Below are 17,510 nucleotides of genomic sequence, written 5' to 3'. Positions count from 1 at the left end.
ATCGCATATGGTGTATCTATAATAAGAGTTTAGTTAAAAGTTTGATTTGTATGTGAATAACAATATATAAGAGTAAGGAACAGAAGCTTTTCAAACTTTAAGTATTATAAAACTTGTGTAGTCTTTGGCTTAAAAAATATTATTTAATAATGTATTAATTATTAAATGTAATATAAATTAATATTAGCTTATTTTAAAAAATATGTAAAAAAGGTGTAAACTATATGTAGTAATAGATATTTAATGATTAAGTATATGCTTAAATACTAAAAAAACATATGATTGGTTAACTTATGTTCAGCTGTATTTTATATACAAAAATAGCTGTAGTTAGATTACATACAATCTAATTATAGTTTAGTGAGGGGAGTCATTTAGATATGCCATATGAAAGCGGTGGACGTGCTGACAAATTAGGAAATACCTATGAAAGAAGATGGGTTATATATCAGATGCTAAGGGTTATAGAAGAAAAGTTGGTTAGTGTAGAATTGGAACCAATAGGTGAAGATGAAAAAGGAATTGATATATGGGTTACATTTCAGGATGGTAGTTGCGAAGGACAGCAATGTAAAGGTAGAAATGCTAGTAAAGAAGAATGGGATATCAGTTCATTAAAGTCAAGAAATATAATTAAAAATTGGAAAAAGCAGTTAGATAGGTGTATTAGCAATAAGGTATCATTAGTATCGCCTTTGTCATGCCAAATGTTGGAAGACTTAATTAAGCGTGCCAAAAACACAAATAATGTTCCACAAGATTTTTTAAATTATCAAATTAAAAAATCCAGTCCAGAGTTTATTAAATTTTTTAATGGTTATTGTAGTGAATTGAATTTAAATCCTGAAGTTAATATGGACTTATGTAAAATAATTAATTACTTATCAAGAACGTCTTATCATCAGGTGCCAGATTCGTTTCAAAAGGAGATAGTTTTAGATAAAATACAGTATTTATTTATTGGAGATAAGGATAATATATACAAATGTCTAGAAAATTTAGTAACTGAAGGTGAAATTTTAGGTAGAAATATTACTAATAGTTATTTGCGTGGGTACCTAAGGGAAAATAAGGTCTTATTTAGGGATATTGCTTTAGATACAAAGGTAGCTTCAAGAATTGAAGAATTAAATGATGAATACAAAAAAACGTTTATACCAATCAACGGAAAGCTAATATCTAGAAGTGAGTTTAAATTATGTAATGACAAAATATTAGAGGGAAAATCAATTATTATTCATGGAAAAGCAGGAAGTGGCAAAAGTGGTTGTACTCAGGCAATTGTGTCATTTTGTGAAAGTAATGGAATTCCATATATAGCTGTAAAGTTAGATATGAGGATACCTAATGGAAGTGCTGAAAAGTGGGGAAAAGATTTAGGATTGCCAGCTTCAATAGCACACTCTTTACATAGCATTTCTAAAAATGAAAATGCAGTAATAATACTTGATCAATTAGATGCGCTGAGATGGACACAAGCACATTCAAGAGATGCATTAAGTATATGTTCAGAAATAATAAAGCAAGTAGCAAATCTTAATTTAGAACGGAATAAAAAAATATCAATTGTTTTAGTGTGTAGGACATATGATCTTGAAAATGATAACAATATTAAGTTACTTTTCAAGGAAAACAGTGAAGAAGAGAAGTCTGTAGGATGGTTAAAGATATTGGTTAAAGAGTTTGATGAAAATACTGTTAAAAGTGTTATTGGGAAAGACTATAATAGGCTATCAAAAAAATTAAAACATGTATTAAGAATTCCAAGTAGTCTTTACATTTGGAAACAGTTAGATAGAAAAAAAGCTTATGATGAATTTTCTACGGCTAATGAGTTAATTTGTGAATGGTGGAATCAATTATTAGAAAAATGTGGACAAAGTGAAATAGATGAGCAAAATGTTCAAAAAGCAAAAAAAGAAATTGTTGATAGGCTTGATAGATGTGGAATGATGTATACTAATTATAAATTATTGAATGTTACACGAAGAAGCTTAAAGTATTTAGCATCTAATGGTTTTATAACAGTGATTAATAACAATGTTTCCTTTGCTCATCAAAGTATTTTAGACTATTTTTTGGTAGAAAAGATGCTGCATAAATACGATAATGGTGAAAATATTATAAGTATTATTGGATCTAAAGAAACCCAAACACCTGGAAAAAGGTATCAGATTCAAATGTTGCTTCAAAATATTGAAGAGTGTTATCCTGATAACTTTGTTAATGTTGGAGAGCAAATGTTAGAATCATCTAATGTTAGATTTTATGTTAAGTATGTATTTTTAGAAGTATTGGGACAGAGTATATCAATAAATTCAAGTATAAAAAGTTTTATTATGAAATACTTAGAAAAAGATGAATTTGCAAATCATATTGTTGATAATGTAATTAATGGGCATCCAATTTTTGTAGAATTGCTGCTTAAAAGTGGAGTTTTAGATAAGTGGATGCAGGATGAGACGAAAAAAAATGTTGCAATTAATTTAATGATAAGTTTACATCCACAATATAGTAATAATGATGTGGAATTTATTAAGAAATATACATTTATCTCTAAAGAAAACGATGAAAAATTATTCAGGTGTTTTAGTTTTAATATACAAGAAGATACTAATGAGATGTTTGAATTGAGAATGGAATTTTATGAGCATTATCCAGAGATGGCAGGATCTTATATTAATTTTAAAGAAATGTTTGAAAATTGTGATTTAAGATCTATTAGAATTTTTGAGCTATTATTAAAGTATAAGATTAAAAATAGTAGTAGAAATATTTATAATTATGAAGAAAAATTAATAGATGAAAATAGCAATATATTAGTAAAAGACAGCAAAATAGTTTTAGATAAATTACTGCCATACATACCACGAGAAAAGGAATATTATAATGTTTATTCAGGATGGGATGCAAGATATACTCATAACAGTGGGTTAGAAAGAGCATGTGTTGAGATAATAAAAAAAGCGAATACTGCATTAATTAATAAGAATCCAGGAATTTTTATAGAACGATATAAAGAATTTATGGGTAAAGCTTATGTGGTATTTAACGAAATAATATTAACTGCACTAGTGAAACTCCCAGGTGAGTTTAGTGATATGGTTGTGAGCTATGTTGCTACTAATTTAAATGAAAATATTTTTGATAAGACAAGTGGCAATAAAGATGAACTTGCTTTAGTTAAAGAGGTATTAAGAAAACATACAGTATACTGTAGTAAAAATGTATTTTTAGTACTTCAAAATGCAATTGTTTCTTATGTCGATCCTAGAGCAAAGGAATGGTACAGAAGACGAATAGAGTACAATAAAAATAATAAAAATGGAGATAGAGTGTATTGGAGTTTCTGGGGTGATATGCAAATGTCATTCTTGCCATGTTTACCTCTGAATAGAATCTCCCAAAAATCAAAAGAATTATTAAGAGTACTTAATCGACGATCGGGAAATATACAAAATATGTATACTCATTTTGATTGCCATAGTGGATGGGTTAGGTCACCTATAGCGGGGAAAAAATTAGGAAATCATCAATGGTTACAAGTACTAACTAATAACAAATTGAAGAAAAAGAATTGTTCACATTGGAGTAAAGTAGAAGGTGGATTTATTGAAAATTCTATTGAAGAGTTTTCTACAAGTTTTCGGGAAGCCGTTTCTTATGATCCTGAAAGATTTATTAAATTGCTATTGAGTTGTGATAAAGATATGAGTGAAGTTTATATTGATTCATTATTTACAGGAGTAGCATTTAGTAATCGTTTGAACGAGGTCCCAATAAACTTGCTGGAAAAAATGATTTTGAAATATCGTTATAATTATGATTCATTTAGGGCTAGTTATATATGTGATATTATTGAGAAAAAAGAAGATACTCACTGGTCTCAAAATATAATTGACATATTGAATGATATTGCTATTAATCATTCCAATCCAAATAATGAAAAACCTAATGTAACATCTTCCGAAGATAAGGAGATGAAATCTTTTTACATGCTCCAAAGTAATGCTTTTAATTGTGTAAGAGGTACTGCAGCTATGGCTATTGGAAAGTTGTTATGGAGTAATAAAGAACTATATGTTAAGTTTAAAGATACAGTATCAAAATTATGTGATGACATAAATCCAGCAGTTAGGCTAGCAAATTTGTTTGCATTAGTTCCAATATATAATATAGATAGAGATCGGGCAGCTGAAAAAATTCTTTATACGTTTGAAAGAGATTATAGAATTGCTGGATATCATGGCTCAAAACAGTTGTTTTTTCTTATGTATCCTAAATTTAGAGAACGCATTTTAAAAATTATATTACAGTGTTACTTTTCAGATGATAAAGATCTGATAAAAGTTGGAGCTTGTAGTTTGACTGAAATGTATATTCAAAATGATGAATTTCAAGATGAAATATTTGATGTTGAAAATATGAATGAAACTCAGGTAAAAAGTATTCTGGAAATGGCATTACTTTATTTCAATAAAGAAGGATACAATGATTTAGTAAAAAGCATTATTAAAAAATTTACATTTAGTAAATTTGATTTGGAATTTCCAATATCCCAAATTTTTTATAATAATTTAGTCGAATTAGAAAGAGATAAAGATTTTTTAATTGAAATAATGGAATCTAATATGAGCAGAAGAATAATTTATGCTTTTGTACATTATTTAGAAGAAAATGCTAAATCAATTATTGATTATAAAGATATTATTTTATCTATGAGTTATGCTTTAATTGAAAATCATGTAGGAAACTCAGGCGATTATTGGAGAATAGATGATGAATTGTCTAAACTTATCATAGGCTTATATGATGAGACATCTCAATTATCAGATGAAAAACTGAAGAGTATTTCACAACAGTGCCTAGATATTTGGGATCTAATGTTCGAAAAACGAGTTGGTTCGGCTAGAGTGTTGAGCCAGCAGATGCTAGATAGGTAAAGGTGTAATAAATAATTAGTACTATTAAATTGATATTTACAATATTGTAAATATCAATTTTCTTTTTAGTAATAAACATGTTATTTGTAATACCTTCAATCTACTTGAAACAAAGTAACTTTTATCTAAAACAAGAGTATATTACAGTATCTTATATATAATAATTAAACAAAATAGATACTTTTTAATGAAAATATCATTTAAAAGTATCTATTTTGTTGACTAAAGTTAATCAAATTGAATATAATATAGATAAGAAGAGGAGGGATGTTTATGTTAAGTACGAATGAAATAATAGGAAGAAATATTTTAAAAATTTTAAATGAAAAAGATATAAAACAAACCCAATTAGCGGAAAAATTAAATGTTTCAAAACAAACTTTAAATAAGATAATTCATGGAAGAAGGAACATTTCAATAAATGAAATAAAAGCGATATGTGAAGCTTTATCTGTACCTATGGAAAAACTTACAGATGAAGACATCTTAAATGAAGAGCAAATGGAGCCTATAAAGCTTTTTATGGGAGAAGTTAATAGCAAAGAAGCTAAATGCGGACTAATGCATGCACAAAATATTATGGATATGATTCTATTTCATAGTGAAATTCAAGAGAAAAAGGGAATACTTCAGGAAGAGTGGGATGATTAATGCATGAGTTAATTAGTAAAAGTATTTTTAATAGAAGTAAGAATACTTATGAAGAATTGGAAGATGGGTCTATTTCATTTTTAACTAGATATTTTGGTACCGGGGATAGAATGATTATGCAAGATGATATATTCAGTGTTATTATGAATTACTGTCCTGAACTAAAATTATTAATGTATCCAATTAGAGACAATGAAATATGCGGGTTTGTATGTAATTATAAGGGACAAATTTTCATGTATATAAACACCTATCTTCCACTAGAAAAACAAATATTTACGGCAGCTCATGAATTATATCATTTGAAATATAATAAAGAACAGTTAGATAAATGTTACAGTCATCTAGTGAAGAGTATAGATTTAGGAAAAGACATTGAAGAAAAGGCAAATCTTTTTGCAGCATTATTGTTGGTTCCAACTAATTCTTTAAAAAAGCAAGTTGAATTATTAAAGATTGATAAGAAAAAATTAAGTATCTTAGATATCATAAAGCTTATGGATGTTTTTGCTGTACCTTATAAAACTATTGTTTTACGTTTGTTTGAAATAGAATTTATAGATATGAAAAAAGCGGATGAACTGCTAGAAATTCCAGATAGGGATGAAAATGAAGGAATATTATATGAAATAAATAAGTATGAAATAGCTGTAAGGTGGCAAAAGAGAACAAATGATATTAGATATGACAATTTGAAAGCATTAATAATAGATAATAATTCGGAGGAATTAGTTCCAATTATGAAAGCTGAAGATGACATTAAATATATTACAAGAGATATTGACGATATTTATAGAGAGCTTGGTGAAAAAATTGATTAAGCTTGGTACAACTGTTTTGGACACAGACTCTATAATAAAATCTTCTATAACTTTAGAAGGAGAATCTTTACTGGAAAAATTCTTAACATTGGAAGGCTCCTATTATATTCATGCTCATATACGAAACGAAGTTGCATGGCCAGAAGAATCAAAAAAATTGCTAAACATGTTAATAGAAAAAGAAACTATAAAGGTGTTATCTGATAAAGACCTGATAGAGATGCTTAAAGAAAGTTATACGATGCCATACAGAACATTTTTAAGCAATTTGAAAGTTTGCTGCAGCATATTTAATACAAGGTATTATAATGATTATTATGTGGAATTAGAAAAACTAGATTTTAAAAATTTGGATATAGATGAGTTTTTAATTAAACTTAAAGTTATCGAAGATAGAATATTAGAGGATTGTAAAAATAATAGAGTTCCTTCAAATTTAGGAGAATTGAAAACAGCTCTAATGTCAGCCATTTTATATGTGGTTAATAATGCACAGGTGAATGTTTTTGTATCTGATGATAGAAGAGCTAGAAGGTGTATGGTTATTGGATATAGTGGAGAGTATCATAGTTTAAAAGCTCTTAGTGTATTAGGAATTTTCTATATTCTTAGAGATTCTTTAGCTAAGGAAAAGGCTGCTGCATATATAAATAAATTTCATGAGCTTAGTTTCAAGATATGTGATAATAAAAGCAATATGATTAAAAAAAGTGGAGAGGATATAATTGACCTGTTATATGCAGGAAAGCTTGTTTTACTTAAAGATGGTAATATGAAATTAGTACATTAAAAATAAGTACTGGTTAAAGCTGGTGCTTATTTTTGTTGAGAGTACAAAATAATTTGCTTTAAATTTATGAATCTATGGACTAACTTTACCTCTTCGCATACTCAGAATTAAAGCTGTTCCATAGAAATCAAATTTAATGGGATGTTCCGCCCCAAACCCAGGCAGCGGTTCTTCGAAGTCTTATAATAGGCTCCTTTTCAGTCGCAAGGAAGCTTTGGACAAGCACTTTCTTTTTATCTTATTTGCTGCATCAATAATCAACAAAAGTAAGATATTTCATATGTATAAATAGTGCTTAGCTTTGCAGTACTCAAAACAAAGGCTAGTCCAAAGGCAAATATACAAGTCTATTAGTTAACTCTGCTCGTATACTTATATCAATGTAACATTAGTATGGCAGATAGGTATCATAAAATAAATTCTATTGTATTAAAATTATTTAATTGAATATGTATTTCAGGTTATAAAGGAGATTGGATCTAATAAGAATATAGTTATTGATGCGTATAGTTCATATCCTATATATCAGGGCACTTTAACTGCCACCCAAAAAAGAACAGGTTCCTATCTAGTATTTCTAAGCTTTTATAAGTTCCTCCTTTATCCGGACCTTCTAAAAGCAAAGAAATACACGATTTTAACTAGTCCTTTATTTGGGTACCCGGCAGAGTGCAGAGGGGTGAGACATGCTTCCTGCAGAAACATTTCATATACAAGCATTAAAAAGACATGTCCATATAAAGTTTCGCAGCAAGGCAGGTCCACCCCTTCGTGGTATTCCTCTGGGGTCTTTCGCTTGTGCTACTTCGCTAAACAAAGGGAGATTTAACGAAAGTACAAGCTTGCAGCAGAGCCTTAGGTAAATTCTTTAGGGTCACAAGCTTGATACAGTCGTCAAATCTATTGTTTAGCAAAATAAACAAGCGTTCGGGGGAGTTTTCACAGGTCTTCATATGCATTAAGCGTTAAATAACTCTTTAAAATATTTCTAAACAATTTATAGTATACAGGTGAAAGGGTGGACATGCTTCTAATACCCGGCCAAAATATGAGTATTATGTAGAAATTGCTTATATGGCCGGCATTACAAGGCAAGTCCACCCTAGATAAATTATCTTTGTATTTGTATAGAATAATGCTTATTTTGTAAGTGTAGGTAATAATATGGATTTATATGATATAATTAGGATATACATTTTTGTTATATAGATAAAGTGAAATATGCTTATAATAGAAAGTCAAAAAATAAATATTTATCTAGAAATAAATTCAATAATAACTTGAATATTTAAAGTTTATGAAATATTAATATACTTTTTAGATAAAATTCAATTAATAAAAATAGTTTGAAGGTGAATCTTTATGTCTGATTTTTTTAACTTAGCTTCAATTTGCCAAGCTGTAACCTTACCATTTGATGATTTTGTAACTTCAGTTATTGCTTATCAAATTATAGTTCATAATAGCTTAAAGAATGATTATACTGCTGTAATTATTAAGCCATTGAATAAAGAATCTAATAAATACTTGCTAGCAGGCTATTCATATATAGATAAGCAAATTAGACCAATTAATAATGAACAAGCTTGCAATATATTATCAACATTAAATAAATATGATAATAAAGATTTAGAGAAAGAAGGTCTTACTGCAACTGATATTCAATATGCACAAGACATTTTAAAGGATAAAAAAGGTAAAAGTATTCCTGAAGGTAATGTACTTTGCAAAGTAACTGAGAAAATATTTGTCTTAATGAATCATGGAGATATGCAACAGTGTACCTTAAATATAGAGATTGGGTTTCAGGATAACATCAGAATAAAACCGGATAAGTTTTCTTTCATAGGTTCAAAGGGTAGTAATGATTATATTGAATTTTATATAAGCAAACGTTTTATAGATTACAACAGTTTTAAATATATACATCTTTTAGATGAGTTAAAGGTATATGCAAATGTTGGAGATGGATTTGAGCACAAATATGCAGGGGAAATTACAACAATTAAAATGAAAGACAGCATGATTGTCATTGAAATGACTTGTGGTAGAATATACAAAATGAAAAAATCTAAAAGCAAATTTTTTTCTGCTAATAGAGCTACACCATTAAGTGTATTTTATTTTATTTGTAGAAGTGCAGGTATGGCTAAGGAAAATATTAAAATAGAGGGATTTAATGATTCATTTAAAAGTATCTACACAATTGTTATACCTGTTTTTAATTTAAATATTTCATCTGAACCATTAGGTTTTGGAAATATAATGTTTTACTCAAATGATAACAATAACGAATATATTTCTAGTATAAAGAAAGAGTTGAATTATGAAAAAACATCTAAATTTGAAAATTGTTCTTTTGCTGAAATACATATAGAAAATACAAATATTTACGATGCCTATATAACTGGAAAAGGACAAATAATGAGTTCATTAGATTGTTTAATGAGTATTGTTAGAGATGATAGTTTTTTTACAAATTATTCAACTCAAAATAAGATAGTAAATTGGAATGTCGATAATTTAACTCCTAAGATAAAATTATCAACTTTGGTATTTATAAAAAATATTACAACTGGAGAGAGTATTACTTGTGACACTGAACGTTTAATGAAACCATTTTTTTTAACAGTAGATAATAATTTGGTTAAAATGATTGATGAAAGTGAATGGTTTGAAGAATTATTTATAAATTATTTAGATAATAAGAGTAAGATTTTACAACCATTATTTACTGCACTTAAATGGATACGCAGAAGTTGGGATTCAAATAATCAAGAGGACAAAATAATATATGCAATTATTGCTTTGGAATTTTTAGTATCTGAAGAAAAGTCTACTCCAATAGTAGCTAAAAAATATATTAAATTAATAGTTCAGGGTGCTATTGAATCATTTCATAGATCATACCAAGAAGATGATAAGGAATATAAGGTTGGAAAATTAAAGGAAAAGTTATCATTATGTTTATCAGATGCACCATTATTTGTAAAGTTAACTAACATGATAGAAAGATTGCAAATTCCTGTTGATACAAAAGAAATAGGCTTGTTAAAGAAGGCTAGAAAAATAAGAAATGACATAGTACATGGACGTAATAGTACTAATCTTTCAGAGGTAGAAATATGTAAAGTTAATAATATAATTTGTAAATTAGTATTTCATAAGTTATATCATTTAAGAGGTGAAGTGAAATGAATGTTGCTCAAGAATGTTACAGAACTGGAAAGATGTTAAATAAAGCAGAAGAAGGAAAAAAGCTATTTGAAATCTTCAAGAAGGTTGATTCGTATGTCTCAAAGGAAGCTTGGGATACATTTAATCAAATGAGACCTCCAATGAAAAATTATTATTCTTTTCCTAGTGCTTTGGAAGTTATAAGGTTCAATAATGATAATCAGCAGTTGCCTGGAGCATTAAAAAGTCAAGTTAAGGAAATAATAAATTGTAATCAAATCAAAGAATTTTGTGACTTATGTATTCAAATGGGAAATGCACTTGATGATGTAACAAACAAACTGTTTCAATTATCAATACCAAATTCATTTTCTAATATTAATACACCGCCAAAGTTGAAAAGAGCCTTAACAGATTTATATATTTCATTTCAGAAAACTGGAATAACGAAAACAGTATTTAGTTATTATAGAAATATAAATTTCATGGAAACACTAGAAGAGTACGAGAAAGAGCGAACAAAGTTAAATTCAATTCCATTTTCCAGAGAACATAGAAAATTAATAAAGAAATTAAAATGTAGTAAATGTGATGAAAAATCTTTGTATTTTATGGAAATATTTATATCAATCGTAGAAGTTATAAAACAAATTATTTTTGAATCTCATTTGGGGCTTATACTAGATATTAATGAAAAAGATATTATAAAATATAAGGCTAATGGAAAAAACAGAATAATATCTTATATAATTGATCTTAAACCTGAAATGTTAAATATAATAAATTGGCGTGGATCTATTATTACATTTAATATAACTGGGAAACAACAATTTGGCCTTGTTAATAAAAGAAAATTAGCATTTGGAATTAACACTAAACTGAATGTTGGTGGAATCCTGTATCCAAATGATGATGTCTTGCCGTAATTTTTCAAGCCGTCCTTATGCCTGCTCTGTAAAGGGCATGTATAAGGTGGACTAGCCCTGGGCTTGTCAAAGGCGCCAATCGTGCATTGAAAATCCAATTTAATTAAATACTTTGTGCGTAGGTAGGACCCCAGAGGAATACATCAGCAGTACAGTTAAAACAGGAACTTTTATGAATTATTAAGGAAGCACTTTATCCGCAGGAAGCCTTCCTTTTATTTTTATTTGGAAATTTATCTATCATAAGGCTGACGAGGACTAAAAAAGTGATGGTTCTGGATTAAAAAATACGGCGGTTTATTATTTTAAAACATATGGATAAATTAAAGGTATATATAAAGTATCTGTACGTGTAGTAATAAATTTTTCAGGTGATAGCGAAACAAGATTATAATAATGTATTTGAAATTCATACGCAGGTATTGATTTCATGAAAATATAAAAAATTATTTTGTAAAGATGAAGAAGCACTGCGCCGCTTATTTAAAGTGCTAGATGAAATAATTTATAAATTGCCTTTGGACAAGTCTTTGTTTTGAGCACTGTAGGGATAAGTCCTACATATAATAGATGTTTTACTTTAAGTGACTATTGATGCAGTAGTAAGCTAAGCGAAAAAGAAAGTGATAGTCCAAAGCTTCCTAGCGAGGAAATCCGAGCCTATTATAAGACATAGGAGCATTACTTCCTGGGTTTGGGGCGGAGCATCCCATTAAAATTAAAGGCACTGGCCAAGCTTTTTGTCTGAGTGAGGAAAGAGTTAAAGCTTGGCCAGTGCTTCAGCTTATAGGTTATAACTTTTACACACACAATAAGCGTAAAAAAATTACACAACAAATAAAAATAGACGTAAAAAATATACACTTTCTTTGAAATTTGGATATAATATAAATAGGAGAGGGTGATAAGAATGTTAAGCAAAATAGAAATAGAAAACTTTAAATCTTTTAAACATTTAACAACGGTAGATTTTACAAGCACTAATTATAGAATTCTTAAAAAAAGGAATGTTTCAGATGATGGAATACTAAAAGGTGGAATATTTGTAGGAGCTAATGCCTCAGGCAAAACTAACATAATACTATCTATTAAGCTTTTACTAGAGTTACTATTTGCAGAAAAAATAATTGATATTGGTTTATATAAATGTTTATTTTCAAAAAGTGACAATATAAAGCTTCACTATGAGTTTCAATTTGGAGATAACGTTATTAATTACAACATTGAATATGATACAGGAAAAAAAATTATGGTTGAGACTTTACTCGTGAATAATAAAATTATGCTAAACAGGATTGGAGAAAGTGCAAAATCATATATTACAGATAATGAAGTATTTGATGATCTTGATAAAAAATCCTTACTTTTAAGATCCATATATTTTAATACAAAGTTTAACAATTATCCTGTTTTAAAAGAATGGTTTAACTATTTGATAAATTCAGTTTTTCTCGATGCATTTCTAAGGAGAGGAATAAATCCGTCAAACAATAACCTGGATTTAAAGGAGTACCTAGACAATAATGGGGTAGAGGATATTAATAGTTTCTTTAAAAAATATAATTTCGGCCAATTAATAGAGTATTCAAAGGAAAGTACGGGAAGCTTAATTTCTATAAATACAGAAGGAAACAAAAGCATTTTCTTTAAAAGAGATGATATTGGAGAACCAATTCCATTTGTGATGGAGTCATTAGGCAATAAAAATCTTTTAAATATGCTGCCAGCATTTTTCCATGTTATAAAAAATGGAGGTATGCTAATTATAGATGAATTTAGCAGTGCATTTCATAATGATTTAGAAGAACTTCTTGTTAGATATTTCATGGAAAAGTCAAGTAAGGCTCAGATATTTATAGTTTCACATTCAACTAACTTATTATCAAATACTATCTTTAGACCGGATCAGGAATATGCAGTTGAATTTAGAGGAAACGATGGAAGTTTTATAAATAGGTTTTCTGATGAAAGGCCAAGAGAAGCACAGAACATAGAAAAAATGTATACGAGCGGAGTTTTTGGCGGAAAGCCGGTATACGAAAATGAGTAAAATAGTTTTTGCTGATAACAACAAACGAATTGGAAAAGTATTGTTTATTGTAGAGGGTATTAAAACAGAAATAAAAATATTGCATAAAATATTTACTAATATATTTGATTACCAGTATGAAAAATTGGATAGGTTAGATAGGTATAGGCCATATAATAAAAAAGATAATCCGCTGTCCTCCATATTTGTCATTAATACGGAAGAATCAAATATTAAGGATATAGAGGATGCCAACGGCTACCTGGATAACTTATTTGAAAGGCTTATTGATGAGTATAATTTTCCGGTCGATAAAGCTGCTATATTTTATATTTTTGATAGAGATAATTATTCCAATACGAATAAGACACTTATCAGTGATTTAATGAATAAGCTTAATAATTCAAGGGAAAGCAATGATGAATATGACAGACAGGGGTTACTCCTGCTGAGCTATCCATCAATTGAAAGTTTTACCGCTTCAAACTATATAAAAGATGCATTTAGTATAGAAATAGAAAAAGGTGCGGATCTAAAAAAATATTTGCATGAAAGAAGTATTGGTTATCAGAAAATAAACAAGGATACTGTTGCATTAGCTGTTAATGAAATGGATAAAGCAATAAAAAGTATAGGAATCGAAAATTATGATTTGGATAATTTTAGAGATGTTAATTTAGAGATATACAACTATGAGGAGAAGTACTATGCTCAAACTAAAAAATACAAATTGCTGAGTTTATTATGCATAGCCCTTCTTGATTTAGGATTGATAGTACTAGAAGATGAATGATTTGTTAAAGTAATATATAGAAATTCATATAATTTGTCTTTGGACTAGCCTTTGTTTTGAACGCTGTAGAGCTGAGAGATATATATAAAATGTCTTACTTTAGGTGATTATTGAGGTGTTAACTAAGTGAAAAAGAAAGTGCTTGTCCAAAGCTTCCATGCGATGGAATCCGAGCCTATTATAAGACTAATCATGATTTAACCAAAGTGTACTCTTTGAGTTGTAGCATAATTATAGGTTTTAGGATTCCTTTAAGAAGTCTATAAAACTATCATCTTTTAAATATTCAATTATAATTATTTTGATAAAGTAATATAATTCGCCAATAATTATTGAATAGTAAACCTCATAATTATTTTTAGAATCAATTGTATTAATTTGATCTTTATACATATCATATACTTTCTTCAATAGTTTATCCATTGATTCAAAGTTACCATGAGCAATGTTTGATCTAAGAGAATAGAACAATTTTAATTTTTCTTTTAGCTTATAAATATTTTGAGATTTATCATTTAAGTAAATTACTATACTGGCCTTTAACTGGAATTGCTTACTAATTGAATCTTCTACATTAAACCTGCTAAAATCTGGGTTATGGGTCAAAAGCATTTCAATTATACTTACTAATGTTATAATTTTTAATCTACTATCCTGTGTTATGTCACTGATGCTTTTTAAAATATTTCCCATAAACATTAACTTTTTAAATTTGCCATCATCAGCAAAAGCGTCATCTAAAATACTTACGTACTTTTTTATTGTTTTGATTATGTATGGATAGAGCTTCCATAAGGAATCTTTGTCATTTTCATTAGGTATTGAAGGACCTGTAACTATAAACCAAGTAAGAACTTGGTTAAAATATTTAGTGAAATTAGAATCTAAATAATTGTTATTAGTTTCAAACAAAAACGTATTTCCGTAATATGAATCATTTTCAGTATTAATTAACAAAGATAACAAATAACTATAGTCCGTTAATAAATTAATATTTTTTATTATTGGATTATTGTTTTCTAATAATACAATACCTGGAATTCCACGATCCTTCATTAGTTGATTCTCTTGTTTTATTTTCTCAAGTTCACCATTATCATCAAAACGAACAATGACAGACATCTTAGCGATAAATTCATACACATTAGAGATATCATTTTTACTATAGAAATTTTTTATATTTTTATCTTCCTTATAAAGTTTAAAGAATTTTTTTAAGACACCTTCAATAGTAATAAACTCATTTGAGCTAACATTTTTATTACTAGGAGGAAATCCTAAATGATCTCCTGATTCATTAGAGTTTTTTATATATTTTTGTACAAATTCTATTTCTTCATTAGTTGTTGGATTATCTAAATATAGATTTAATTTATTTGATAATAGGATTTTATTTTCAATAGGATATATATATTTAGTTAATACGAAATTCATAGTTACCCCCTTATTTGTATATATTGAAATTACTATTTCAGCATATAAATGATATGTAATATATTACTTTCTACATAAATTTTATAATTCCTGCAATATTTATTAAGAAAGTGACTGATATGGTATTTTAACCATTATATATAAGAATGAGTAATAATGTGGTAAAATATTAATGTAATTGGTTGGTATAGTAAAAATTTCTGACAAATAATGAAATTGGTAAATATAAAGGGAGAAAAGTAAGTTATGGGATTAGAAAAGATATGGAATAGTATATGGAAAAATGATTCGTATTCTTTGCCTAAATTAAGAGAAGAAAAAGCTAATAAAAAATGTGAAGAATTATTTAAAACTATTCCCATAAAAAAAGATTGGTCAATTATTGATTTAGGATGTGGTGGAGGATATATATCTAATAAGATATATGAAATGTCAGGCTCAACGGAAATTATAGGAATTGATTTTTCATCTGAAGCTATTAATTTAGCAAAAAATAATTTCAAAAATAAGCCAATCACATTTATGGTAAATAATGCTACTAAGCTAAATTTAGAAAATAATTCTGCTGATTTAGTTGTTTGTTTTGGCTTAATAGAGCATATTGAAAATTATGATTTGTGCTTTAATGAGATTACACGAATTTTAAAAAAGGGAGGTTTTTTGTATTTGACATCTTCTAATAAACATTCATTTATGTACATGCATAGAAAAATAAAAGAGCGGCTTAAAATTTGGAAATATGGATATCAAAAAAATTGGAAGTTATTAGATTTAGATACTTTTTTAAAATCATTGGGTTTTGAAACAATTTCAATAAACATTGATATGGGAATAGGAGATTTTAAATACATAACGATTATGGATAGAATAGTAAGTATCTTTAAAAAAAATTGGGGACGTTATATTGTTTACGCAGGGAGGCTAAAAGGCATTGAATAATATAGTACCATTTATATTAGGGGTAATTTCATCAATAATTGCTACTATAATTTGTGGATTTGCTATTATATTTTATAAAGGTGCCAAGGGGTTTCCTGGAATAAAAATAGCATGTAGATTAATTATTGATTGTGTAAACTCAGGGATAGTTAATTTGTTTTCATGTAGGAAAGTATATTCTGAACACAAGGATCATGGTTCTCCATCAGATTATATAAAGAAAGCTGAATGTAAAGTAATGTATGTAGGTTTTTGGTTATCACATGGAACTGAAATTGGTGATATAACGGAAACTATAAAGTATATGATATTACGCAATAAGAAGGTAATTATTGTTTTTATTAATCCTAATAATGATGTAGTACTTACATCAAGCTCAGAGTTTTTAGGAATTTCAAAGGATGAGGTTAAAACAAGAGTTAGAACTTCAATAAAAAAAATAGCAGATTTATATGAACAAGTGCCGGTTGAATATCATCATAATTTAGAATTAAAAATTCACGATGTCCCTTTAACTGCATCAGCATTTTTGTTGGATTTTGATAGTGTAGAACAGTGCAGAATTTTAGTAGATTATAAATCTTATGGATTTAGCAGGGAAGACAGCTATGGCATAGAATATAGAAACAAAAATAAAAAATTATGTAAGTTGCTTTGTGATTCTTATGAGAAAATATATTATGAATCATCTCTATTAGATATTAATAATATACGTTGTATTAAATAAGTGGAAAATGAAAGCAAATTTATATTGACAATAATATTTTATGGTATTTTTTATGTCTGTAAATTAAAGAGCTTATGAAGCCATGGTCAAGTTTTTTATAAAAATGAATTTCTAAAATAATATATTGTAAAAATGCAAAAATAGTATATAATATAAGTGAGGAGCAATTCTCCAGGGTGCAAGAAACGACCACACTGTTCCGAGCTGTCGGAGTTTAAAGTATAGCAGCATTTGACCTGGTTGGGGTAGGAAAACTAACCTGTCGTTTCAAAATTGTGAT

Annotated in this window: 11 protein-coding genes; 10 read left to right on the top strand and 1 reads right to left on the bottom strand. The window is 27.9% G+C overall.

What is annotated here, in order from left to right; all coding sequences use genetic code 11:
• Positions 1-380: 380 nt before the first annotated feature.
• The 8 genes from B5S50_RS07655 (at position 381) to B5S50_RS07620 (ending at position 14,130) form a co-directional block, all read left to right on the top strand.
• Positions 381-4,943, top strand: coding sequence for a hypothetical protein (locus B5S50_RS07655; RefSeq protein WP_217303507.1), 4,563 nt, complete (start codon positions 381-383; stop codon positions 4,941-4,943).
• Positions 4,944-5,216: 273 nt separating this feature from the next.
• Positions 5,217-5,594: a helix-turn-helix domain-containing protein gene (locus B5S50_RS07650; RefSeq protein ID WP_217303506.1), complete on the top strand. Its 378-nt coding sequence runs from the start codon at positions 5,217-5,219 to the stop codon at positions 5,592-5,594.
• Positions 5,594-6,415 carry an ImmA/IrrE family metallo-endopeptidase gene (locus B5S50_RS07645; RefSeq protein ID WP_217303505.1) on the top strand — a complete coding sequence of 274 codons (822 nt, stop codon included), beginning with the start codon at positions 5,594-5,596 and terminating at the stop codon, positions 6,413-6,415. The genes B5S50_RS07650 and B5S50_RS07645 overlap by 1 nt, the downstream gene beginning before the upstream one ends.
• Positions 6,399-7,205: a hypothetical protein gene (locus B5S50_RS07640; RefSeq protein ID WP_217303504.1), complete on the top strand. Its 807-nt coding sequence runs from the start codon at positions 6,399-6,401 to the stop codon at positions 7,203-7,205. The genes B5S50_RS07645 and B5S50_RS07640 overlap by 17 nt, the downstream gene beginning before the upstream one ends.
• A gap of 1,362 nt (positions 7,206-8,567) precedes the next feature.
• A complete protein-coding gene (locus B5S50_RS07635; protein ID WP_217303503.1) occupies positions 8,568-10,403 on the top strand; it encodes a HEPN domain-containing protein in 1,836 nt (611 codons plus the stop codon).
• Positions 10,400-11,308 carry a hypothetical protein gene (locus tag B5S50_RS07630; protein ID WP_217303502.1) on the top strand — a complete coding sequence of 303 codons (909 nt, stop codon included), beginning with the start codon at positions 10,400-10,402 and terminating at the stop codon, positions 11,306-11,308. Before B5S50_RS07635 ends, B5S50_RS07630 begins: the two co-directional genes overlap by 4 nt.
• A 910-nt stretch (positions 11,309-12,218) precedes the next feature.
• On the top strand, positions 12,219-13,358 hold the full coding sequence (locus tag B5S50_RS07625) for an ATP/GTP-binding protein (RefSeq protein WP_217303501.1): 1,140 nt from the start codon (positions 12,219-12,221) through the stop codon (positions 13,356-13,358).
• The gene (locus B5S50_RS07620) at positions 13,351-14,130 is read left to right on the top strand and encodes a hypothetical protein (RefSeq protein WP_217303500.1); all 780 of its coding nucleotides are present in this window, start codon (positions 13,351-13,353) and stop codon (positions 14,128-14,130) included. Before B5S50_RS07625 ends, B5S50_RS07620 begins: the two co-directional genes overlap by 8 nt.
• A gap of 240 nt (positions 14,131-14,370) precedes the next feature.
• Here B5S50_RS07620 and B5S50_RS07615 read toward each other — a convergent pair whose 3' ends face one another.
• Positions 14,371-15,564, bottom strand: a complete 1,194-nt coding sequence (locus B5S50_RS07615) for a HEPN domain-containing protein (protein ID WP_217303499.1) — start codon at positions 15,562-15,564, stop codon at positions 14,371-14,373.
• A 246-nt stretch (positions 15,565-15,810) separates the two neighbouring features.
• Here B5S50_RS07615 and B5S50_RS07610 point away from each other — a divergent pair, with 246 nt between their 5' ends.
• The gene (locus B5S50_RS07610; RefSeq protein ID WP_217303498.1) at positions 15,811-16,503 is read left to right on the top strand and encodes a class I SAM-dependent methyltransferase; all 693 of its coding nucleotides are present in this window, start codon (positions 15,811-15,813) and stop codon (positions 16,501-16,503) included.
• Positions 16,496-17,230, top strand: a complete 735-nt coding sequence (locus B5S50_RS07605; protein WP_217303497.1) for a hypothetical protein — start codon at positions 16,496-16,498, stop codon at positions 17,228-17,230. Before B5S50_RS07610 ends, B5S50_RS07605 begins: the two co-directional genes overlap by 8 nt.
• The last annotated feature ends 280 nt before the right edge of the window (positions 17,231-17,510 follow it).

Source organism: Clostridium sp. 001 (genome assembly GCF_019056555.1).
Classification (GTDB): domain Bacteria; phylum Bacillota; class Clostridia; order Clostridiales; family Clostridiaceae; genus Clostridium_B; species Clostridium_B ragsdalei.
Note: the sequence above shows the minus strand (reverse complement) of the source record. Positions and strands in the feature narration are given on the sequence as shown.